General features: G+C 70.8%; 17 protein-coding genes. 7 read left to right on the plus strand and 10 right to left on the minus strand.

Going from position 1 to position 22,517, the window contains the following annotated elements:
• Nucleotides 1-35: 35 nt before the first annotated feature.
• The 3 genes from FHX80_RS27445 to FHX80_RS27455 all read right to left on the minus strand — a co-directional run bounded on the left by FHX80_RS27445 (nucleotide 36) and on the right by FHX80_RS27455 (nucleotide 3,832).
• A complete protein-coding gene (locus FHX80_RS27445; RefSeq protein ID WP_145766642.1) occupies nucleotides 36-1,007 on the minus strand; it encodes a carbohydrate ABC transporter permease in 972 nt (323 codons plus the stop codon).
• Entirely contained in the window at nucleotides 1,004-2,125 is a 1,122-nt protein-coding gene (locus FHX80_RS27450; RefSeq protein WP_145766643.1) for an ABC transporter permease, read from the minus strand. The genes FHX80_RS27445 and FHX80_RS27450 overlap by 4 nt, the downstream gene beginning before the upstream one ends.
• Nucleotides 2,126-2,224: 99 nt before the next feature.
• Nucleotides 2,225-3,832, minus strand: a complete 1,608-nt coding sequence (locus FHX80_RS27455) for an extracellular solute-binding protein (protein WP_145767530.1) — start codon at nucleotides 3,830-3,832, stop codon at nucleotides 2,225-2,227.
• Between the two features lie 520 nt (nucleotides 3,833-4,352).
• Between FHX80_RS27455 and FHX80_RS27460 the strand changes: the two genes are divergently transcribed.
• The 5 genes from FHX80_RS27460 (at nucleotide 4,353) to FHX80_RS27480 (ending at nucleotide 12,575) form a co-directional block, all read left to right on the plus strand.
• The gene (locus tag FHX80_RS27460) at nucleotides 4,353-7,268 is read left to right on the plus strand and encodes a glycoside hydrolase family 3 C-terminal domain-containing protein (protein ID WP_145766644.1); all 2,916 of its coding nucleotides are present in this window, start codon (nucleotides 4,353-4,355) and stop codon (nucleotides 7,266-7,268) included.
• 61 nt (nucleotides 7,269-7,329) lie between these two features.
• Nucleotides 7,330-9,639: an alpha-xylosidase gene (yicI, locus tag FHX80_RS27465; RefSeq protein WP_145766645.1), complete on the plus strand. Its 2,310-nt coding sequence runs from the start codon at nucleotides 7,330-7,332 to the stop codon at nucleotides 9,637-9,639.
• Between the two features lie 263 nt (nucleotides 9,640-9,902).
• A complete protein-coding gene (locus FHX80_RS27470) occupies nucleotides 9,903-10,472 on the plus strand; it encodes a TetR/AcrR family transcriptional regulator (protein ID WP_145766646.1) in 570 nt (189 codons plus the stop codon).
• 110 nt (nucleotides 10,473-10,582) lie between these two features.
• The gene (locus tag FHX80_RS27475; RefSeq protein ID WP_145766647.1) at nucleotides 10,583-11,770 is read left to right on the plus strand and encodes an SGNH/GDSL hydrolase family protein; all 1,188 of its coding nucleotides are present in this window, start codon (nucleotides 10,583-10,585) and stop codon (nucleotides 11,768-11,770) included.
• 100 nt (nucleotides 11,771-11,870) lie between these two features.
• Nucleotides 11,871-12,575 carry a ThuA domain-containing protein gene (locus tag FHX80_RS27480; RefSeq protein ID WP_145766648.1) on the plus strand — a complete coding sequence of 235 codons (705 nt, stop codon included), beginning with the start codon at nucleotides 11,871-11,873 and terminating at the stop codon, nucleotides 12,573-12,575.
• A gap of 49 nt (nucleotides 12,576-12,624) precedes the next feature.
• Here the strand turns inward: FHX80_RS27480 and FHX80_RS27485 are convergent, their stop codons facing one another.
• The 3 genes from FHX80_RS27485 to xylB all read right to left on the minus strand — a co-directional run bounded on the left by FHX80_RS27485 (nucleotide 12,625) and on the right by xylB (nucleotide 16,494).
• Nucleotides 12,625-13,455, minus strand: a complete 831-nt coding sequence (locus FHX80_RS27485) for a hypothetical protein (RefSeq protein ID WP_145766649.1) — start codon at nucleotides 13,453-13,455, stop codon at nucleotides 12,625-12,627.
• Nucleotides 13,452-14,723 (minus strand): VWA domain-containing protein, encoded by a 1,272-nt coding sequence (locus FHX80_RS27490; protein WP_167523667.1) that lies wholly within the window; start codon nucleotides 14,721-14,723, stop codon nucleotides 13,452-13,454. The genes FHX80_RS27485 and FHX80_RS27490 overlap by 4 nt, the downstream gene beginning before the upstream one ends.
• A gap of 277 nt (nucleotides 14,724-15,000) precedes the next feature.
• Complete coding sequence (xylB, locus tag FHX80_RS27495; RefSeq protein ID WP_145766650.1) at nucleotides 15,001-16,494, minus strand: xylulokinase; 1,494 nt, start codon at nucleotides 16,492-16,494, stop codon at nucleotides 15,001-15,003.
• Nucleotides 16,495-16,754: 260 nt separating this feature from the next.
• On the opposite strand from xylB, the gene xylA reads away from it, so the two are divergent.
• Nucleotides 16,755-17,924: a xylose isomerase gene (gene xylA, locus FHX80_RS27500; RefSeq protein WP_145766651.1), complete on the plus strand. Its 1,170-nt coding sequence runs from the start codon at nucleotides 16,755-16,757 to the stop codon at nucleotides 17,922-17,924.
• Nucleotides 17,925-18,140: 216 nt separating this feature from the next.
• Here xylA and FHX80_RS27505 read toward each other — a convergent pair whose 3' ends face one another.
• The 4 genes from FHX80_RS27505 to FHX80_RS27520 form a co-directional block, all read right to left on the minus strand.
• Complete coding sequence (locus tag FHX80_RS27505; RefSeq protein ID WP_145766652.1) at nucleotides 18,141-19,388, minus strand: ROK family protein; 1,248 nt, start codon at nucleotides 19,386-19,388, stop codon at nucleotides 18,141-18,143.
• Nucleotides 19,389-19,579: 191 nt separating this feature from the next.
• Complete coding sequence (locus tag FHX80_RS27510) at nucleotides 19,580-20,224, minus strand: DUF305 domain-containing protein (RefSeq protein ID WP_145766653.1); 645 nt, start codon at nucleotides 20,222-20,224, stop codon at nucleotides 19,580-19,582.
• Entirely contained in the window at nucleotides 20,221-20,871 is a 651-nt protein-coding gene (locus FHX80_RS27515; protein ID WP_145766654.1) for a DUF3105 domain-containing protein, read from the minus strand. Before FHX80_RS27515 ends, FHX80_RS27510 begins: the two co-directional genes overlap by 4 nt.
• A gap of 82 nt (nucleotides 20,872-20,953) precedes the next feature.
• A complete protein-coding gene (locus FHX80_RS27520; RefSeq protein WP_145766655.1) occupies nucleotides 20,954-21,421 on the minus strand; it encodes a hypothetical protein in 468 nt (155 codons plus the stop codon).
• Between the two features lie 115 nt (nucleotides 21,422-21,536).
• On the opposite strand from FHX80_RS27520, the gene FHX80_RS27525 reads away from it, so the two are divergent.
• Nucleotides 21,537-22,424: an LURP-one-related family protein gene (locus tag FHX80_RS27525; protein WP_145766656.1), complete on the plus strand. Its 888-nt coding sequence runs from the start codon at nucleotides 21,537-21,539 to the stop codon at nucleotides 22,422-22,424.
• Nucleotides 22,425-22,517 lie beyond the last annotated feature (93 nt).

The raw sequence follows: 22,517 nt of genomic DNA on the forward strand, positions 1-22,517 counted from the left end.
GGGGAGGGAGGCCGGGCGGGGCCGGTGCCGGGGGATCAGCCCTTCACGGCGCCGGTGAGCATGCCCTTCTGGAAGTGCTTCTGGACGAACGGGGACAGCACCGCGACCGGGATCAGCGCGAGGATCATGACCGCCATCTGCACGGCGAGGCTGTTGATCGCCCCGCTGCTGACCGCCGCGCCCATGGCGCCCGGAGGTACCTGGTGCTGGAGGACCAGCTGGCGAAGGATCATCTGCAGCGGGTACTTGTCGCTGTCCTGGATGTAGAGCATCGCGTTGAACCACTGGCTCCAGTAGCCGACCGCGTAGAACAGCGAGATCACGGCGATCACCGCACGCGACAGCGGCATGATGATCTGGAGCAGGATCCGCCACTCGCCGGCGCCGTCGATCCGGGCCGCGTCGATGAGTTCGGGCGCGGTGTCCATGAAGAAGCCGCGCAGGACGAGCACGTTGAAGACGCTGATCGCGCTGGGCAGGATCATCGACCAGTAGCTGTCACTCAGCCCGATGCCCGTGACCAGCAGATACGTGGGGATGAGACCGGCGCCGAAGAACATCGTCGCCATCAGGGTCATCAGCAGTGGACGGTGGGCGTACGAATCGCGGCGGCTCAGCCCGTACGCGCACAGGATCGAGACCACCATGCTGACCACCGTGCCGACGACGGTGAGGCCCACGCTCACGGCGGCCGCGCGGGTCACCGCGCCCCCGCTGAGCAGTTCCTTGTAGGCGATGAAGGTGATGTGCTCGGGCCAGACGACCAGTCCGCCGGCCTTGTTGATCGTCTTGGTGTCGGAGAGGCTGGTGACGAGCACCACCCAGATCGGGACGATCACGATCGCGCAGATCGCGACGAGACCGACGCCCTTGAAGGCGAGACCCGCCTTGGTGGGCTCCTCCTCCCACACGGGGCGGGGTTCCATGCGCAGGGCGCGCTGGAGCGGCGTCTCCGTGCGGGGCGCGGGTCCGGCCGGATCCCTCTCATGTTCCAGGAGCGTTGTCATTTCTTGGAGTACACCCCCTGCTCACCCAGCATGTGGGCGACCTTGTTGGCGCCCAGCACCATGGCGACGCTGAACAGCCCCTTGAAGATCCCGGCGGCGGCCGCGTAGCCGAAGTCGCCGGTCTTGATGCCCGTCCACCAGATGTAGGTGTCGAGGATTTCCGAAGCTCCGGCACCGACCTGGTCGCGCTGGAGCAGAATCTGCTCGAAGTCGAGGTTGAGCGCGCTGCCCACCCGCAGGACGAGCAGCAGTGCGATGACCGGGCGCAGCGCGGGCAGCGTGACGTGCCACATGCGGTGCCAGCGGCCCGCGCCGTCCACGGCGGCTGCCTCGTAGAGGTCGGTGTTGACGGCGGCGAGCGCGGCGAGGAAGACGATCACGCCCCAGCCCGCGTCCTTCCATACGGCCTGGGCGGAGACCAGGAACTTGAAGAAGCCCGGGTTGGTCATCAGGTCGAAGCCCTCGTGACCGTGGTCGCGCAGCCACTGGGCGACCAGGCCGGCGCCGCCGAACATCTGCTGGAAGACGGTGACGACCAGCACCCAGGAGAAGAAGTGCGGCAGGTAGACGACCGCCTGGACCCAGGCCCGCACCCGTGCGCTCATGATCGTGTTGAGCAGCAGCGCGATCGCGATCGGGATGGGGAAGAAGAGGACGAGCTGGGTGACGAAGATGACCAGGGTGTTGACGAGGACTTCCCAGAAGCGGTAGTCCTCGAAGATCCGGGTGAAGTTGTCGAAGCCGACGAAGGGGCTGCCGGTGATGCCCAGGTCGTAGACGTCGTAGTCCTGGAAGGCCACGATGTTCCCGAGCAGCGGGATGTAGTTGAACAGCAGCAGCAGGGCGATGGCCGGCAGGGTCATCAGTACCAGGGTGCGGTCGCGCCGCAGGCGTTGGCGCCAGGTGATGCCACCCGTCCGCGGTCCGGAGCCGGCAAGCCCGTTCTTCGCCGGTCCGCTCCTCGCCGTACGGCTGCGGCGGATGCCGATCGCCCGGGACCTGCCCGTACGTCCGCCGCTGCTGTCCTGGCCGTCACCGCTCCCGCTGCCACCGGCGGGGGCGCTGGCCCCGTCGTGGGTGCGGTCCGGGTCGGTCGCGACCGTGGCCCGTGGCTTCACCGTGTGCTCCCCATTCGTGCTCTTGGCCCCGGCCGCCGGGCTTCGTGCGCCCGGCGGCCCTCGTGCTGTGCTGCGTACGGTCGGTGCGCGTCGTACGCGTCAGTTGCCGGAGCCGTTCTTGTCGAGGATGTCCTGGTACCAGGCGCGCAGCTTCTCGCCGCCGCTCTTCTTCCAGGTGTTCACCGCTTCGTCGATGTCGCTGACCTTCTTGCGGCCGCGGCGGATGTCCTTCTGCAGGTCGTCGAACGGTGTGTACAGGGAGGCGTACCGCTGCGGTTCGACGACCTGCATGCCGAAGAAGAGGGGCTTCTTGATGTTCGGGGCCTGGCGCGCCATCCAGCCCGCGTAGTCCTTCGCCAGCTGCGGCTGGTCCGGGTAGGCGATGGAGGTCGGGGGCGAGGCGAGGAACAGGAAGGTGGAGGGCTGGGCCTCCTCGACACCCTGCGGAGTGTAGGTGGGGGCCCCGTCCTTGAGCGTGTAGTGGGTGCCCTTCACGCCGTAGTTGGTGAGCATGAACTCCTCGGTGCCGTACGGCGCGGCCGCGTAGTCGGCTATCGCGAGGAACTCCTCGATCTGCGCCTTGGAGAGCTTCTTGCTGAGGAAGGTGAAGATGCCCGCCGGGTCGTCCTGCCACAGCACCGGCTTGCCGCCGTCGTGGCTGAAGAAGTCGAGCGCCTGCATGTCGAACTTGGCGTTGGCGGTCGCCTGCTCGGTGACCATGCCCTTCCAGCCGCCGGTGCCGTCGTTGTACATCACGACGTGTCCGCTGGTGAAGCGGATCTTGGAGTCGGCGTCCTTGTTGGCCTCGGCGTCCGGGTGGACGTATCCGCCGTCGTGGAGCTTGCGGGCGAAGGCGAGCGCCTCGCGGTACTCCTTCGTCTCGATCTTGTGGACCAGCTTGCCGTTCTCCAGCTGCCAGTAGTGCGGCGCGTCGGGCAGCAGACCGTAGATCTTCTGGATGCAGGTCCAGAGGTCGTCGAAGGCCCAGACCTTCTTTCTGGGGGCGGTGTACTCCTTGCCGAACGCCAGCAGGTCGTCCGCGCTCGCCGGGACCGCGCCCGAGCCGATCAGGTCCTTGCGGTAGAAGATCGCGTTGCCGATGACCGGCGTCGGCATGGGAAGCCCGCGCAGCTTGCCGCCGAAGACGGAGTACTGCCAGGCGCCCGTCGGGATGTTCGCCAGGTTCGGGTACTTCTTGACCGCGTCGCCCGCCAGGTAGGGGCTCAGATCGGCGAACTTGGCGGAGATCGCGTTGCGGATCTGCCCCTGCATGTTCCAGCCGGGGATCGTCATGACATCGGGGATGTCCGAGCCGGCGAGCACCGCGCCGATCTTGTCCTGGTAGGTGTTGCCGTCCTGCGGGTCGAAGTTCAGGGTGGCGCCGACGGCCTTGTTCACCGCCGCGTAGTACGCGTTGTCCTTCTTCGGGACGGTGCCCCACAGCGGAGTCATGACGCGGAACTTCGAGCCCTTGCCCGGGACCGACTTCACCGAGGCGACCAGCGGGTCCGGCAGCTTGGTGAAGCCGGGGCTCGAACCGTTGGCGCCCGGGACATCCGGCTCGACCAGGTTCAGCTGGGAGTACGTCGGCACGACCTTCTTGAGCGCCTTGCCCGTCGTCGTGCCCTCCTTGGTCCCGGAACCGGAACCTGATCCGCCGCACGCGGCGAGCAGCGGAACCCCGCCGGCCACGGCGACAGCGGCCACCGCGCCGGTGGCGAGGAAGCTTCTCCGGCTCGGAGCCGTGGAGGAGGGGGAGGAATTCGGCGTCATTGCGTCAACCCTTCGAGGCGCACCAGGACGACACGTGGCGGGTGACCGCCGTTCGGTTCCTGTGTCTGAGGCGGAGCGTTGCTGACTGAGCCGGTGTGGCCGGCCGCAGGTGAAGCGGTTCAACAGGGAGGCGGCAGAAGCTGTCACCGTCCCGGGAGATCAAGGGCGCCGGGCGCCCGGTCGAAGCTCTGTCGAAGCGCTTCGATGTTGCTGCGAGGTTAAGTGAAGGGTTCCGGCCGCACAAGACTCCGTTTCCAGATTCCTCCGACCTGTTTCCGAACCGTTTCCTGGCTCAACTGGAGCTGTCGTGCATGGAGCTCGAGGGCGAGGTCTTGACACTGGCGGGGTCGGCCACGGAGCATCGAAGCGCTTCGAAAGATCTTCTGGGGCTCCTCGGGGGCCCGCACGAGGCCCACGCACCGACAACCTCCCACCTCTCCAAGGGGACCCGCACGTGACGGAACAACCGCAGCCCTTCCGCGACCCGCGGCTGCCCTTCGCCAGGCGCATCGACGATCTGCTTCAGCGGCTCACGCTCGACGAGCGGATCGCGATGCTGCACCAGTTCGCGCCGGCGGTCGACCGGCTCGGGCTCGATGCCTTCAGGACCGGTCAGGAGGCCCTGCACGGCGTTGCCTGGATGGGACCGGCGACGGTCTTCCCGCAGGCCGTCGGGCTCGGTGCCACCTGGAACGACGAACTGGTCCGCCGGGTCGGCGAGGCGGTCGGCAACGAGGTCCGCGCCAAGCGGGCCGAGGACGACCGGGTCGGGCTCAACGTCTGGGCCCCGACAGTGAACCTGCTGCGCAACCCGCTGTGGGGACGCGGCGAGGAGGGGTACTCCGAGGACGCCGCTCTCACCTCCGCCATCGCGGTCGCGTACACCCGGGGACTGCGCGGCGACCATCCGCACTACTGGCGGACCGCCCCGGTCCTCAAGCACTGGCTCGCCCACAACAACGAGACCGACCGCGACACCGCCTCCTCCTCGGTCCGCCCGCGGGTCCTGCACGAGTACGACCTCAAGGCCTTCCGTGACGCCGTCCGCGCAGGCGCGGTGGCCGGCGTCATGCCCGCGTACAACCTGGTCAACGGGCGGCCCAACCATGTGTCGCCGCTCCTGTCCCAGCAGTTGCGCAGCTGGGCCGACCGGTCGCTGGTGGTCTGCTCCGACGCGGGCGCGCCGTCCAACCTCGTCGACTCCGAGCACTACTTCGACACCCACGAGGAGGCAACGGCCGCCTCCCTGCGGGCCGGTGTCGACAGCTTCACCGACCACGGCCAGGACTCCGCGGTCATGACCGGCCGCATCCGAGGCGCCCTGGAACGCGGACTGCTCGACGAGCACGACATCGACACCGCCGCCCGCAGGCTCCTCGAACTGCGTTTCTCGCTCGGCGAGTTCGACCCCGGCCTCGACCCGTACGCGAACACCGCCGACTTCGACACCGCGGACCACCGGGCACTCGCCCAGGAGGCCGCAGAGCAGGCCGTCGTCCTGCTCAAGAACGACGGGCTGCTGCCGCTGGACCCCGCCGCCGGGAAGACCGTCGCGGTCGTCGGGCTGCTCGCGGACGCCTGCAAGCTCGACTGGTACAGCGGCACCCTGATCCACCGCTCCACTCCCCTCGACGGCCTCCGGGAACGCTTCGGCGCCGAGCACATCGTCTTCGCGGAGGGCGCCGACCTGGTCCGGCTGAAGTGCGCCGACGGCTGGCTCCAGGTGCCGGCCGCCGGCACCGGCCAGGACCCGGTACGCGGCGCGGAGGGCGCCCTCGACCCGGCGCTCATCGCGGGCCGCACCGACCTGCCCCCGCTGACCTGCGGCGACACCCCGTCCGAGCTGGCGCTCGTGGACTGGGGCAACGGCGTGATCACCCTGCGGGAACCGGACGGCCGCTATCTGTCGGTGGCCGAGGACGGCTATGTGCGCGCCTCCGCGGACGAGCCAGGCGGCTGGATCGTCCAGGAGACGTTCCGCCTGGAGGCGGTGGAGGGTCATGCGGGCGGTCACCGCCTTCTGCACATCGGAACGGGTAGGTATGTCTCTGTCGCCGCCGACGGCGTAAAGGTTGCCGCCCCCGGCGAAGAACTTTCCGGATCGGGTGAAGCGGCTTCCGCCACCGGCGCAGAGGCCTCCAAACCCGCGAACGCCCTCGGAACGGTCTTCGAGACCGAGGTGACCGAACGCGGCGAGAACGCCGTGGCGCGCGCCGCCGCCGCGGCCGACACCGTGATCGTCGTGGCCGGCAACGACCCCCACATCAACGGGCGTGAGACCGAGGACCGCACCACCCTCGACCTGCCCGCCCAGCAGGAACGCCTCTGGCGCGCCGCCCACGCCGCCAACCCGCGCACGGTTCTGGCGGTCACCTCCGCCTACCCGTACGCCCTCACCGACGCGGCGGCCGCACTCCCCGCCCTCCTGTGGACCGCGCACGGCGGCCAGGCCGCCGGAACGGCGCTCGCCCGGGTGCTCGCGGGCGACGTCTCCCCGGCCGGCCGGCTGCCACAGACCTGGTACGCCTCCGACGCCGAACTGCCCGGCCTGCTGGACTACGACATCATCGGCTCCCGTCAGACCTACCTCTACTACGAGGGCACACCCCTCTACCCGTTCGGGCACGGCCTCTCGTACAGCGACTTCACCTACAGTTCGCTGACCGCCGAGCGCGAGGGCGAGCTGCTGCGCGTGTCGCTGACCGTCACCAACACCGGGGCCGTCGCCGCCGACGAGGTCGCCCAGCTGTACGTACGGGCGGTGGCGCCGTCCGTCGTGCGGCCGCTGCGCCAGCTGGCCGCCCATCGCCGGCTGCACCTGGCCCCCGGCGCCGGGGAGCGCGCCGACTTCACGGTCCCGGTCGCCGAGCTGGGCCACTGGGACGTGGCGCACGGCCGCTGGACCGTCGACCCCGGCGCGTACGAGATCCAGGCCGGTGCCTCCAGTACGGACATCCGGAGCGTCGCCGTCGTCACCATGGGCGGCGAACCGGCCGGCCCCCGGCCGGTCCTGGCGCGCGGTCTGGAGGGGGCCGACTACGACGAGCAACTGGCCACCGAGATCACCGACCGGACCAAGACGGACGGCGACGCGGTGACCGCCGTCGCCGAGAACAACGAACTCCTCTACCAGCGCTGCGACTTCGGAGCCGGAGTGCGAGGCGTCGCGGTATCGGCGTCGGGGGAGGGGGCCGTACGGATCACCGTGGACGGCGCCACGGCTCTCGTCCCCGTGCCCGCCACCGACGGACCGTACGACTACCGCACCCGGGCTGCCGGCATCTCCGCCTCGGGCGTCCGCGACCTGCGCGTCACCCTGGAGGGCACCGTACGCCTCGCCCGGATCACCTTCACCGGGGACAGTGAATGAACCGGACCGACCCGTCAAACCCCTTCCCCCTCCCGACAGTTGCCCCCGGCAAGGAGTCCTCATGAAGTTCACCGACGGCTTCTGGCTCATGCGTGAGGGCGTACGCGCCTGCTACGCGACCGAGATCCGCGATCTGCTCGTCAAGGCAGACCGGTTCACCGCCTACGCGGCGGTCAAGCGCGTCGCCGAACGCGGTGACACCCTCAACACCCCGCTGATCACCGTGGAATGCTTCTCCCCGGCCGAGGGAATCATCGGCGTGCGCGCCACCCACCACGCCGGGACGGTGAACCGCGGACCCGACTTCGCCCTCCCGGGCCTGGACCCGGAAGCCGCCGGGGCCCGGACCCGACGGGACGGCGCGGTCACCGAACTGACCAGCGGACCGCTCACCCTGCGCATGGACGGCGACGGGCCGTGGGGCCTCACCTTCCTCGACGCCGACGGCCGCCGTCTCACCGGCGTCGACGCCAAGGGCACCGCCTTCGCGACCGCCCCGGACGGCAGCCACCACATGATCGGCCGGCTCGCCCTGGACATCGGTGAGAACGTCTACGGTCTCGGCGAACGCTTCACCCCGTACGTGAAGAACGGCCAGAGCATCGACATCTGGCAGGCCGACGGCGGCACGAGCAGCGAACTGGCCTACAAGAACATCCCGTTCTACCTCTCGTCCCGCGGCTACGGCGTCTTCGTCAACCACCCCGGAAGGGTCTCCTTCGAGATCGGCTCGGAGTCGGTCGGCCAGGTGCAGTTCAGCGTCGAGGACCAGTCGCTGGAGTACTACATCGTCGCCGGCCCGACCCCCAAGGAGGTGCTGGCCCGCTACACCGCGCTCACCGGCCGCCCCGCGCTGCCGCCGGCCTGGTCCTTCGGCCTCTGGCTGACCACGTCGTTCTGCACCTCGTACGACGAGGAGACCGTCACCTCGTTCGTCGACGGCATGGCGAGTCGCGAGATCCCGCTCTCCGTCTTCCACTTCGACTGCTTCTGGATGCGCGAGTACCAGTGGTCGGACTTCCTGTGGGACCCGGACGTCTTCCCCGATCCGGAGGGCATGCTGGCCCGGCTCAAGGAGCGCGGCCTGCGGATCAGCATGTGGATCAACCCGTACATCGCCCAGAAGTCCTCGCTGTTCGCCGAGGGCGCGGAGCACGGCTACCTGGTGTGCCGGCCGGGCGGCGACATCTGGCAGTGGGACCTGTGGCAGCCCGGCATGGCTCTGGTCGACTTCACCAACCCGGCGGCCCGCGACTGGTACAACAGCAAGCTCCAGGTCCTGCTCGACCAGGGCGTCGACTGCTTCAAGACGGACTTCGGCGAGCGTGTGCCCACCGACGTGGTGTGGCACGACGGCTCCGACCCGGAGCGGATGCACAACTACTACGCACAGATCTACAACCGCACGGTCTTCGAACTCCTGGAGAAGGAACGCGGCCACGGCGAGGCGGTGCTGTTCGCCCGCTCGGCGACGGCGGGCGGCCAGCAGTTCCCGGTGCACTGGGGCGGTGACTGCTTCGCCTCGTTCACCGCGATGGCCGAGTCGCTGCGCGGCGGACTGTCCCTGTCGCTGTCCGGCTTCGGCTTCTGGAGCCATGACATCGGCGGCTTCGAGGGCACCCCCGACCCGGCGGTCTTCAAGCGCTGGCTCGCCTTCGGCCTGATGTCCTCGCACAGCAGACTGCACGGCAACGTGTCGTACCGGGTGCCGTGGGCGTTCGGCGAGGAGGCGGTGGACGTCACCCGGAAGTTCACCCTGCTCAAGCACCACCTGATGCCGTACCTGTACGGGGCCGCGGCCACCGCCCACCGGACGGGCGTCCCGATGATGCGTCCCATGCTGCTGGAGTTCCCGGGGGACCCGACGGCCCGGATGCTGGACCGCCAGTACATGCTCGGACCGGATCTGCTGGTCGCGCCGGTCTTCACGGAGGACGGACAGGTCGAGTACTACGTCCCCGAGGGCACCTGGACGTCACTGCTGACCGGCGAGACGATCACCGGACCGGTCTGGCGCCACGAGACCCACGGCTTCGACAGCCTGCCGATCCTGGTGCGGCCCGGTGCGGTGCTCCCCTGGGGCGCCGACGACCAGCGCCCGGACAGCGACTGGCTGGACGGGCTCACCCTGCGGGTCTTCGGCCCGGCGTCCACCCCCGCCGGGACTCCGGTCACGGTGCCGGACGAGACGCTGGTCACGGTGCCGGACCTGACGGGCGCGACCGCCGCCACGTTCCGGGCCGTACGGGACGGGGACGTCCTGAGCGTCACCGCCCGGGGCACGGACCGGCCCTTCCGCGTGGTCGCCGAGGAGACCGGAGCCACGGGGGAGGGGACGGGCACGGTGACGGTGCGGGGCGCCTTCGCCTGAGACATGCGCCTTCACCTGAGGCACATGGGTTCGCCCGAGACGCGCGGGGCGGGGGTGACCGATCGGGCCGGAGCCCACGGTCGCCCCCGCCCGGTTTCGCCCAGCGCGTCCGGTCGGCCGGGGCCGACCGTGCCCGGATCCACCTCCGGTTCGACCATGGGCACCGGCTCGATCGTCTGCGAGGGGCCTTCGAGGCGATGCACCCATTTGCCTATAGGTATTAGGCATCTGCATAATGGGTGACGGTTGACGAAGGGAAGATCATGGTGCGTGCAGGGCTGACCGCGGAACGCCTGACCCAGGCCGGAGCGGAGCTGGCCGACGAGGTCGGCTTCGATCAGGTGACCGTCTCGGCGCTCGCCCGGCGGTTCGACGTCAAGGTCGCGAGCCTCTACTCGCATCTGAGGAATTCCCATGACCTCAAGACCAGAATCGCCCTCCTCGCCCTGGAGGAGCTCGCAGACAGGGGCGCAGCCGCACTGGCCGGGCGGGCGGGCAAGGACGCACTCAGGGCCTTCGCGGACGTCTACCGCGACTACGCCCGGGAGCATCCCGGCCGTTACGCCGCGGCCCAGCTGAGGCTCGACCCGGAGGCGGCGGCCGCGAGCGCCGGTGGCAGGCACTCGCAGATGACACGGGCCATCCTGCGTGGCTACGACCTGACCGAGCCCGATCAGACGCACGCCGTCCGGCTGCTGGGCAGTGTCTTCCACGGCTACGTCAGCCTGGAGTTGCAGGGTGGGTTCAGCCACAGCGCCCCCGACTCGCAGGAGAGCTGGACACGGGTGCTGGACGCCCTCGACGCCCTGCTGCGGAACTGGCCCGCGCCCTGACAGGCGGTTCCGCACCGGCGTTCCGCACCGGCCGGCGGTAGCTGCCGTCTCCGGTGACTACCGCCCCGGTGAGACCGAACACTTCGACGTTCTGAACAACAGGTAGAGACATGCACACCGAGCCCAACTGGATCACCACACCGATCACCGCCGGCCTCCTGCGCGGCGCGCTGGACCTGGAGCGCACCGAGCACGGGGTGCGCCCGCACCGGCTGCCCGCCCGGGCCCGCGCGCAGTGCGCCGACGGACAACTGGCCATGGCGGAGGCCCAGCCCTCCGGTGTACGGCTGGTGTTCCGTACCGGAGCCACCGCGATCGAGCTGGACGCACTCCGTACCAAGACGGCCTACCAGGGCGCCCCGCCCCGTCCCGACGGCGTGTACGACCTGCTTGTCGACGGCCGCCTCGCGGGGCAGCGGAGCGTGACCGGCGGCAACGTCCTCATGGTCGACATGACCACCGGGTCCGCGGAGACCCGCCCCGGCCCGGTCGGCACCGTACGGTTCCCCGGACTGCCCGAAGGCGTCAAGGACGTCGAGATCTGGCTGCCGTACAACGAGACGACCGAACTCGTCGCCCTGCGCACCGACGCCCCCGTCGAGCCCGCACCGGACCGGGGCCGCAAGGTGTGGCTGCACCACGGCAGTTCGATCAGCCACGGCTCCGACGCCGCGAGCCCCACCACGACCTGGCCCGCACTCGCCGCCTCACTCGGCGGCGTGGAACTGATCAATCTGGGCCTGGGCGGCAGCGCGCTGCTCGACCCGTTCACCGCCCGTGCGATGCGCGACACCTCCGCGGACCTGATCAGCGTCAAGATCGGCATCAACCTCGTCAACACCGACCTGATGCGTCTGCGGGCCTTCACCCCCGCGGTGCACGGATTCCTCGACACCATCCGCGAGGGCCACCCCACCACACCGCTCCTGGTCGTCTCGTCCGTCCTGTGCCCCATTCACGAGGACACCCCGGGCCCGAGCGCCCCGGACTTCAGCAACCTCGGCGAGGGAAGGCTCCAGTTCAAGGCCGCGGGCGACCCCGCGGAACGGGCCGGCGGAAAGCTGACGCTCAACGTCATCCGGGACGCCCTGAGCGGCCTCGTCGAGCAGCGCTCGGCCGACGACCCGAACCTGTACTACCTCGACGGCCGCAGCCTTTACGGCGAGCAGGACTGCGCCGAACTGCCGCTGCCGGACCGGATCCACCCGGACGCCGCCACCCACCGCCGCATGGGCGACCGCTTCGCCGCGCTCGCCTTCGCCCCCGGCGGCCCGTTCAGCGCCGACCGCGCTTCCTGACCGGACAGTCGGCCACGGGCGGGGGCGGCGGCATCAGCCCTGCCCCCGCCCGTCCACCCGGGGCCCACCCCGGCCCACCCCAGCGCACCCGGAGCAACCGATGCCGCCGCACATCTCTCCCCGGACCCTCGTCTTCACCCGCACCACGGACTACCGGCACGACTCGATCCCCGACGGCATCGCCGCGTTCCGCGCACTCGGTGCGGAGCACGGCTTCGCGGTCGACGCGACGGAGGACCCCGCGGTGTTCGAGGACGGGCTGCACGACTACGCGGCCGTGGTCTTCCTCTCCACCAGCGGGGAGGTCCTCACACCCGCCGGACGCACCGGCCTCCGGGCGTACTGCACGGCGGGCGGCGGCTTCATGGGAGTCCACGCGGCGGCCTGCACCGAGTACGACTGGCCGTTCTACGGAGAGCTGCTGGGCGCCCGGTTCGACCGGCACCCCGCGTTCCAGCCGGGCACCCTCGTCATCGAGGACCACGACCACCCGGCCACCGCCCACCTGGGCGACACCTGGGACCTCGCCGACGAGTGGTACGACTTCCGGGACGACCCGCGCGGCCGGGTGCGAGTGCTCGCCTCCGCCGACGCGTCCTCGTACGAGGGCGGCACAGGAGTCGACCACCCCCTGGTCTGGACCCGTGAACACGACGGGGCCCGGGTCTTCTACACCGCGCTCGGACACGCCCCGCAGGCCTACACGGACCCGGTCTTCCGCGCCCATCTCCTCGGCGGACTCCGCCATGTGATGCACCGGACCCGGGTGTCCCCCGCTTCCCCGACTCCGCCCGAGCTGCCGTAATCCGCGCCGTCAGCCGGGCCGGGTGCCCGGTCCGGCTGACGACCCGTCCTCAGAAGCCCGGCGGGACCCGGGAGGGGCGGCCGCGGCCGCGGGTCAGCGAGTAGCCGAAGACGGCCGCGAGCGCGCCCAGCACCCCGCCGCCGACGGTCCACAGCCAGCGGTCGGTCCACCAGCCGGAGGCCCAGCCGTCGTCGGGTTCACCGGCGAGCGGGACCGGGGCGGCCGACGAACCGTCGGCGGCCTGCTCCACGGAGGAAACACCGGGCACCAGCGGCTTGGCGAGCGTGCCGCCGACGTCCACGGCACCGCCCTTCTCGGCCGACGTGACCTCGACCTCGGTCCGCACCGGCAGACCGAGATCCGCCGAGGGCAGATCGAGGACCGTGAGGCGGACGTAGTAGCTGCCGGGCAGCGGGTCGTTGGCCCACGGCTCGGACCAGGCCCTGACGGTGCGCAGGACACAGGTGAGCTCGACCGTCGCGGCGTCGGCCGCGGCCGTGCCGGTCTGCTTGCCGTACATGCAGGCCTGGCGGCGGCGCAGCCCGTCGTACACGTCGACCTGCCAGGTCGAGGCGCCGTGCCGGGTGGCGGTCTCGGGCAGGGTGACCTTCGCCTTGACGGTGGCCCGCTGGCCCGCGTCGGCCGGGAACACCCAGTACAGGTAGTCGCCCGTGGAGCCCCCGGCGGTGGCGATCTGGTTCTGCTGGATCGCGGTGGCGGTACGGAAGGCGGTGCCCGCCTCCGTGGGGCCTGAGCCGTCGCCGGAGGCGCTGGGGCTCGGGCTCGCCGACGGGTCGTCCGCGACGGCGGCTCCCGCACCGGTCAGCAGGGCGAGGCCGGTCAGCAGGGCGCCCGCGAGTACACGTGTCGTACGGATCATCGGTTGGTCCTCCATACGGCGATGCGCCAGCGCGAGATCCAGCCGGTCAGCAGGCCCGCGACCAGTCCGGTGAGGACGAGGACGCCGAGCAGCCACCAGCCGCGGCCGAGGCCGAACGCGGCGACGTCCGCCGCGTTGTCGGGGCCGTCCACCAGGTCGACGGTCAGCTCGACCGGCATACCGGGAGAGGTCTTCACCGAGGCGGGGGCCGAGAAGGAGTTGCTGACCTGGAGGCACACGGTCTCCGGGGTCTGCTCGTCGTCCGTGTCCAGTTCGGCCTTCGGGTAGCGCAGTCCGGACGAGATGGCGTCGGTGCGCCCGGTGCCGGACTCGGAACCCCTGACGATCTCCCGGCCGTGCACGGTCACCGCTCGCAGCAGCATCCCGTAGTCGTTGTTGACGGCGCGGTCCGCGAAGACACTGACCGAGGCGCGCAGCTCCTGGCCGGGCAGCACGTCCACCCGGTACCAGCGGTGCTCGCCGAACGTCTCGCGGTCGGTGTAGAGGCCGGCCTTGAGCTGGGGGGCGTCGGTGCAGCTGTCCGCGCCCTTGGTCGCCACCGGGGTGACGACGGGCTCTGCCGCTCGGTCGACCAACTGCTTTACGCGCCCGGAGAGTTCATCGGCGTGTTGCACGGCGGTGTAGGTGCCGCCGGTGGCCTCAGCGATGCAGGTCAGCTGCTTGCGGATCTTCTCGTTCGGCACCAGGCCGAGGGTGTCGATGACCAGGTGGATGCCGCGCGCGGCGATGTCGCGGGCCACTTCGCACGGGTCGAGCGGGCCGCAGGTGTCCTCGCCGTCGCTGATCAGCACGATCCGGCGGGTGGAGTCGCCGCCCTCCAGATCGTCGGCGGCGCCCAGCAGGGCGGGTCCGATCGGGGTCCAGCCGGTGGGGGCAAGGGTGGCGACCGCGGTCTTGGCCTCGGTGCGGTCGAGCGGGCCGACCGGGTAGAGCTGCTTGGTGTCCTTGCAGCCGACCTTCCGGTCGTCGCCCGGGTAGTCGGCGCCGAGGGTGCGGATGCCGAGCTGCACCTGCTCGGGCACCGCGTCCAGGACCTCGTTGAACGCCTGCTTCGCCGCGGTCATCCGGGACTGGCCGTCGATGTCTCGGGTCCGCATGGAGCCGCTGACATCGAGCACCAGCTCGACCTTGGGGGACGCTGTGGTGGGCGGTTCATCGGCTGCGGCGGGGAGGGCCGAGCCGAGCCCGGCGGTCAGGGTGGCGAGCAGAATGCCCACCCCGACCGTCAGCCTTCTTCTTATGATCATCGCCGGATAGTAGTGAACATCAGTTCCCTATCCCAAACCGGTGTGCTGGCCGTCACGCCCGCTTGTACGGTACGCACGACGGATTGTGACAACCGGTCAGCCCTCTCGGCCCCCTCGGTCCCTCGGCCGCGTCAGCCCTCTCGGCCCCCTCGGCCGCGTCGGCCCTGCCTCCAGGCTTTGTCGCCTGGTTCTGCCTTCGGCCTTGCTTTCCGGTTCTGTCTTCCGGTTCTGTCTCCGGGCATTGCCTCCTGGCCCCGGCGGCTCCAGGCCCTTGCGCTCAGCCCGTCGTCCGGTCCGCGCTCAGCAGCGGTCCCGTCGCCCGGTCCAGTACCGAGCCGATCCGCGCCCAGGTGGTCAGGTCCCTTTCGACCGCCTCCAGTTGCAGGTCCTCGCCGGTCTTCCAGCCGGTGGCGACCGTGACCGGATCCGTACCCGTGGCGGCCGACGCCGCGAGCGCGGCCGCGCCCACGGCGACGAGTTCGCCGCTCGCCGGCACGGTCACCGGCCGCCCGGACAGCCGCCGGACGGTCTCCACCCACCGGTGCCCCTGGGCGCCGCCGCCGATCAGCAGCAGCGGCCGGGCCGCCACCTCGGGATCTGCCGGGTCGAGCCCGCAGGCCCGGAGCAGTTCGTCGAGCGCGCGCAGCACGGTGAAGACCGCGCCCTCGTAGGCGGCGCCCAGAAGCTGCTGGGGGGTGGTGTCGTGCCTCAGCCCGGTGAGGAGGCCGGAGGCGGTGGGCAGGTCGGGGGTGCGTTCGCCGTCCAGATAGGGCAGGAGCACGGCCTCCCCGCCGGGGGCGGCGTCGGCGCGGTCCAGACCGAGCAGCGCGGCGACCTTGTCCACCGCGAGCGTGCAGTTGAGGGTGCAGGCCAGCGGGAGGTACGTGCCGTCGGCCGCGGCGAAGCCGGAGAGCGCGGGCGAGGCGGGTCGGGTCCGGGATGCGGCGAAGACCGTGCCCGAGGTGCCGAGGCTGAGGACCGGGTGGTCGAGAAGTCCGGCGCCGCCGAGCCCGAGGCCGACGGCGGCGCTCATGTTGTCACCGGTGCCCGCCGCGACGGCGATACCGGCGGGCAGGCCGAGCGCCCCGGCCGCCCCGGCGGTCAGTGACCCGATGCGGGCCGCCCCGCTCGAAGCCACCTCCGGCAGCAACGCGGGCTCGATGGCGAGGAGTTCGAGCACCTCGGGGTCGTAGGCGCCGGTCGCGGTGGAGTACCAGGAGGTGCCGGACGCATCGCCCGGATCGGTGACGGCGTGGCCGGACAGCCGCTCGGTCAGGAAGTCGTGGGGCAGGCGGATCGCCGCGGTCGCCGCGGCGGTCTCCGGTTCGTTCTCCCGCAGCCACTGCCACTTCGACGCCGTCATCGCGGCCACCGGCACCGATCCGGTGCGCGCGGTCCAGGCGTCGGCCCCGCCCAGCGCGGCGGTCAGGGCTGCGGCCTGCGGGGCGGAGCGGGTGTCGTTCCACAGGAGTGCCGGGCGCAGCGGACCGCCGTCCGCGTCCAGCACGACCAGGCCGTGCTGCTGTCCGGCGACGGCGATCCCGGTGACGGCCGTGGCGGGGACGCCGGACTCCTTGAGCCCGGCGGCGACCGCGTCGCGCAGCGCCTGCCACCACACCTCGGGGTCCGTCTCGCGGGCCCCTCCCTCACCGGTGACGACATGCGGGGCGCGGCCGACGGCGAGCAGCCGGCCGGTCGAGACGTCGACGAACGCCGCTTTGGTGGACTGGGTGGAGCTGTCCACACCGATGACGACGGTATGCGGCGGCATGGCTGACCTCATTCTCTGGCCTCAGGGTTCCGGGTTCCGGGCTTCGGGCTTCGGGCTTCGGGTTCACGCCCTGCGGGTATTTGATCGTACGGAGAACAAATTAGGTGATCGAACCTGCGGAAAACAGAGGGTGGAGTGGATTTGCGGCGAGGGGGTTACGTCGCCAGGGTGGTCCGTGCATGATTAGTCATGACACTGAACAAATTGAGGTTCGGCCGCCCGACCGGCTGCGGACCCTTGGCACCGAAGGCGGATGGACCATGACCGAACGCTTCACCCCCACCCCGCAGGACAAGTTCACCTTCGGCCTGTGGACCGTGGGGTGGCAGGGGCGCGACCCGTTCGGCGACGCGACCCGGGCGGCGATCGACCCGGTCGACTCCGTCCAGCGGCTCGCGGAGCTCGGTGCCTACGGTGTCACGTTCCACGACGACGACCTGATCCCGTTCGGCTCGACGGACTCCGAGCGCGAAGGCATCGTGAAGCGGTTCCGGCAGTCGCTGGACGCCGCCGGTCTCAAGGTCCCCATGGCGACGACGAACCTGTTCACGCACCCCGTCTTCAAGGACGGCGGCTTCACGGCCAACGACCGTGACGTCCGCCGGTTCGCGCTGCGGAAGGTCATCCGCAACATCGACCTCGCCGTCGAGCTGGGCGCCGAGACGTACGTGGCCTGGGGCGGCCGCGAGGGTGCGGAGTCCGGCGGCGCCAAGGACGTGCGGGTCGCGCTGGACCGGATGAAGGAGGCGTTCGACCTGCTCGGCGAGTACGTCGTCGACCAGGGCTACGACCTCCGGTTCGCCATCGAGCCCAAGCCGAACGAGCCGCGCGGCGACATTCTCCTGCCGACCGTCGGCCACGCCCTGGCCTTCATCGAGCGCCTGGAGCGCCCGGAGCTGTACGGCGTGAACCCGGAGGTCGGTCACGAGCAGATGGCCGGACTGAACTTCGCGCACGGCATCGCGCAGGCGATCTGGGCGGGCAAGCTCTTCCACATCGACCTCAACGGCCAGTCCGGCATCAAGTACGACCAGGACCTCCGCTTCGGCGCCGGCGACCTGCGCCAGGCCTTCTGGCTCGTCGACCTCCTGGAGACGGCCGGCTACGCGGGCCCGCGCCACTTCGACTTCAAGCCGCCGCGGACCGAGGACTACGACGGCGTCTGGGCCTCGGCCGCGGGCTGTATGCGCAACTACCTGATCCTCAAGGAGCGTGCCGCCGCCTTCCGCGCCGACCCGGCCGTGCAGGAGGCGCTGCGCGCGTCCCGGCTGGACGAGCTGGCGCAGCCCACCGCCGCCGACGGCGTGGCCGCACTGCTGGCCGACCGCACCGCCTACGAGGACTTCGACGTGACGGCCGCGGCGGAGCGCGGCATGGCGTTCGAGGCTCTGGACCAGCTGGCGATGGACCACCTGCTCGGGGTGCGCTGACCTTCACCGCACCGGTTGAGGCTGTGACAGAGGGGACGGACGCGTGCGGCGCGTCCGTCCCCTCTGTCCACCACGGCTCAACTCCGTCGGCCGCGACCTCACCGTGTCCGCGACGGTTCAGGTCCGCGGCCGCGACCTCACCGTGTCCGCGACGGTTCAGGTCCGTCGGCCTCGATCTCACCCTGTGCGCGACGGTTCGACTCTCTCCGTCCCGGCTCAACGGGCCGCGGTCCGCCCCGCGTACGCCACCGGGTCGGCGAGCACCTCCGTCATGACGAGTGCCGCCGCACCCCGTGCCGCATCACCCGCGACGGACGAGGCACGCAGCCGGCCGCTGCCCGGGGACCACAGCCCGGACACGACCCGGTCCGTCAGCTCCTGGTCGATGGGCGGCGACAGCCACGGCATCAGATTCCGGTAGACCCCACCGAGCACCACGGCGTCGGGGTCCAGCAGATTCACCGCCCCGGACAGCACCCGCCCCAGCATCCGGCCCGCCCCGGCGACCGCGGCCACCGCCCGCTCGTCGCCCGCCCGGGCCCGCCGCTCCAGTTCGGCGACCCCGATGCCGCTGCCGGTCTCCTCGATACCGGCGGCCCGCAGCAGCGCCGCCTGTCCCGCGTACTGCTCCAGGCAGCCACGCGAACCGCACCGGCACTGCGGCCCCTCCGGGTCCACCACCACATGCCCGATCTCGCCGGCGAACCCGTGCGCCCCGCGCAGCAGTTCGCCGTTGATGACCAGGGCGCCGCCGACGCCGATCTCACCGGTCAGATACAGGAAGCTCCGGACCCGTTCCAGCCCGCCGAACCACAGCTCGGCCAGCGCCGCCAGATTGGCCTCGTTCTCCGAAGTCACCTTCAGTGCCTTGTGGCCGGGCCGCTCGGCACCCAGTGAGGCGGCGAACAGCTCCTGCGCCGGGACCTGGTTCCAGCCCAGGTTCGGGGCCTGGCGCACCGCGCCGCCCGAGACCAGACCGGGCAGGGCCAACGTGACACCGACGGGGAACAACTCCTGTTCACGCGCCGACTCCAGGGTGCGTGCGGCGATCCGGGCCGCCCGCGCCAGCACCTCGGCGGGCGGCGCACCCCGGTTGTCGAGGTGTTCGGTGAGCCGGACCCGTCCGGTGCCGGCCAGGTCGACGACGCACACCGACACATAGTCGATGTTGACCTCGACGCCGAGTCCGGCCGGCCCGGTGCGGGCCGTCTTGAGCGCGGTGCCGGGCCTGCCCGCCTGCCCGCTGAACGTCTTGCCGGACTCGGTGAGGAACCCGCTGTCGAGCAGCTGCTCGACGAGCGAGGACACGGCGGCCCGCGTCAGCCCGACCCGCGCGGCGACCCCGGCCCGGGTCGCCTCGCCCTCGCTCTCGTCGCGGACGGCCCGCAGTACGAGGCTGAGGTTGCTGCGCCGGACGGTGTCCTTGTCGGCCTTGGGCCCCAGCGGCGGGAGGTTGCTCTTCATATCGGTGCCGAGCCTATGTGATCCCGTACGTCAGTACGGTCGGGATGCGGGCACAGCGGGCCCGGCCACGCCCCGCTCAAGAGTGGTGGCCGGTCAAGAGGCGTGACCGGTCGGGGGAGCGTGGCCGGGCCCGTGCGCTCAGGCCGTGGCGAGGCGTGACCGGTCGGGGGAGCGTGGCCGGGCCCGTGCGCTCAGGCCGTGGCTCCGCGCTCCTTGAGCATGTCCGCCATGAGCGCGGTCTCCGACCGCTGGCCCAGCACCATGCCCGATGCCAGGTTCCTGATCTCGGCGGTGCCCGCCGCGGTCGCGGCGGCCTGTGCCATGTCCGCACCGGCCAGGTGGTGCGCGGTCATCAGCCGCAGGAACCGCACCTCGGCGTCCCTGCCCTTCGCCGCCCGCAACGCGTCGAGTTCGGCGTCGGTCGCCATGCCGGGCATCAGCGCCCCGTCGCCGCGCGGGGTGACGGTGTGGCCCATCCACTCCATGGGCGGGCCGGGCGAGCTCTTCGCGCGGCCCCACATCTCCAGCCAGCCCAGCATCATGCCGCGCTGGTTGGCCTGGGTGTTGATGAGGTCGAACGCGAGCCGGCGCACCGCCACATCGGTGGTGCGGTCCCGGACGATGAACGACATCTCGACCGCCTGCTGGTGGTGGACCGCCATGTCGCGGGCGAACCCCACGTCGGCCGAGGTCTCGGCGGGAGCGGACGCCGACGCGGTCGTGGCCGGGGCCGCGGAGGGGCGTACCAGCATGAGCGCGACCAGGGCCAGCGCCAGCAGCAGCAACGCACCGCCGGCCAGCACCAGCGGGCGGGACACCCGTGTCGTGGCGGTCACTTGGAGATCCCGCCACTGCACGCGGCGCCCGGCTCAGGGGTCTGCGGGCCCTGGACGTACTTCGTGAAGAACTGAGCCACCCGGGCATCGGCGGCGCTCTTCACGGTCAGCTGCTTTCCCCAGGCACTGAGCATCAGCGGGGCGGCCTGGTCCTCGACGGGGCTCATCAGGGAGTAGGGGGTGGCCGAGACCCGTTCGCCGAGCTTTTTGACGTCGGCCGGCTTCGCCTCCCCGCTGTACGTGACCCAGACGGCGCCGTGCTCCAGCGAGTGGACCGCGTTCTCCTTCGGTATCGCCTCCGTGTAGACATCGGCGTCGCAGTTCATCCAGACCGGGTTGTGGTCGCCACCGACCGGCGGGTTCATCGGGTAGTCGACCTTCTTGTCGACGTGCTCCTGCGAGAGCTTGTCCCAGCTCTTCTCGCCCTGGACGGGCGAGGACTTGGCGGCCGTCTCGGCCTTGTCCTGATCGTCGGCGGCGTTCATCAGGTAGCCGCCGCCCACGACGAGGCCGGCCACGACGGCGACGGCGGCGGTGATCGTGATGATGCGGCTGCGGCGCTCGCGGGCCCGTTCCTTGCGGCGGGCCTCGTCCAGCTTGGCGCGGCGGGCGGTGGCAGGCGTGTGTTGCTTCTTGGCGGAAGCCATGAGGGGTCCTCGGGTTCGGTGAGCCGGACGGTTTGCGGGCAGGTGGATGCGTCCCCGGGGGATCGGGGGACGGGTCCTGCCGCTAGATCCGTTGAACCTGGAGGCGCAGATGGTCGACGTCGTCGACGGCGTCGTTGGAGGGTCCCCGGATACCGGTGGCGCCGGTGAGGGAGCCCACCGGGATGACGACCGGGGCGGAGGGGAGCGCCGCCGGTGCGGGTGGGGCGGGCAGTACGACCGGCGTCGCGTGCTCGGACGCGACGTGGCAGGAACTCCCGATGCCCCGGTCTCCCGGAGCGTCGGCCACCACGGTCCGTGCAGCGGACACCGGAGTGAAGGACCGGGAAGCACCGGGAGCGAAGGACCGGGAGATATCGGGAGTGAAGGCCCAGGAAGTACCGAGGGAGGCGGCGCCGTGATGCGCGTCCGCCGACTTCGCGGAGGCGAGCGAACAGCACGACACCATGGCCAGCAGGACCAGCATCCAGCCGAGCACCACCGAGGCGCGGGCGCCGCGCATCCGGTCGGTCCGTTCGCTCAGCCTGTTCATCCCGGACATCGTACGTGGTGCGTGAAGTTTCAACGAGTGCGGGATGCCGGATCGGGAAGCTGTGGATGTGACCGGAGGGGGTTCCGTCGAAGGCGTGGCGGGATAGTGTGCCCCGGTGACAACGCACTCGAACGTATCTGCGGGCTGGTATCCGGATCCGCACGGCGCGCCCCAGCTGCTGCGCTACTGGGACGGATCCCGGTGGACCGAGCACACCAACCCGGCAGACGGGCAGGCGCAGGCCCAGGGTCAGGCCCCCGCACAGGCGCAGATGCCGCCGCAGCAGCCGGTCCAGCAGCAGGCGGCTCCGCAGCAGCACTACCAGCAGCAGTCGGCCGCCCAGCAGCCGACCGGGGTGCCGCAGCAGGGTGTTCACCCTCAGCAGAGTGGTGCCCCGGGTGCGGGTTCGCTCTTCAATCAGCAGGTCCTGGTGGTGAACCAGAAGGCCAAGCTGATCGAGGTGACGAACGAGTACAGCGTCTTCGACCAGCACGGCAACACCGTCGGCTCGGTCGTCCAGGTCGGTCAGGGCGTGTTCCGCAAGGTCCTGCGGTTCCTCACCAGCATCGACCAGTACCTGACCCACCGTCTCGAGATCCGTGACGCCCACGGTCAGCCGCAGCTCCTGCTGACCCGCCCGGCGAAGTTCATCAAGTCCCGGGTGATCGTGCAGCGGCCGGACGGCGGACAGGTCGGCGAGATCGTCCAGCAGAACGCCATCGGCAAGATCAACTTCGCGATCATGGTCGACGGGCAGCAGGTCGGCGCGATCAAGGCCGAGAACTGGCGCGCCTGGAACTTCGCGATCGTCGACCACAACGACGCCGAGATAGCCAGGATCACCAAGACCTGGGAAGGCCTCGCGAAGACGCTGTTCACCACCGCGGACAACTACGTGCTGCAGATCCACTACCAGCTGCCCGAGCCGCTGCTGAGCCTGGTGGTCGCGACGGCGCTGACCGTGGACACCGCACTCAAGCAGGACGCCCGCGGCCTCAGCTGAGCCCAGGCGCCGCGCACGAAACCGCCCGTGCCCCCTCACGCCATGGTGTGAGGGGGCACGGGCGGTTTGGCGGCGTACTCAGCCCGCCGCAAC

It is taken from the genome of Streptomyces brevispora (assembly GCF_007829885.1).
GTDB lineage: Bacteria > Actinomycetota > Actinomycetes > Streptomycetales > Streptomycetaceae > Streptomyces > Streptomyces brevispora.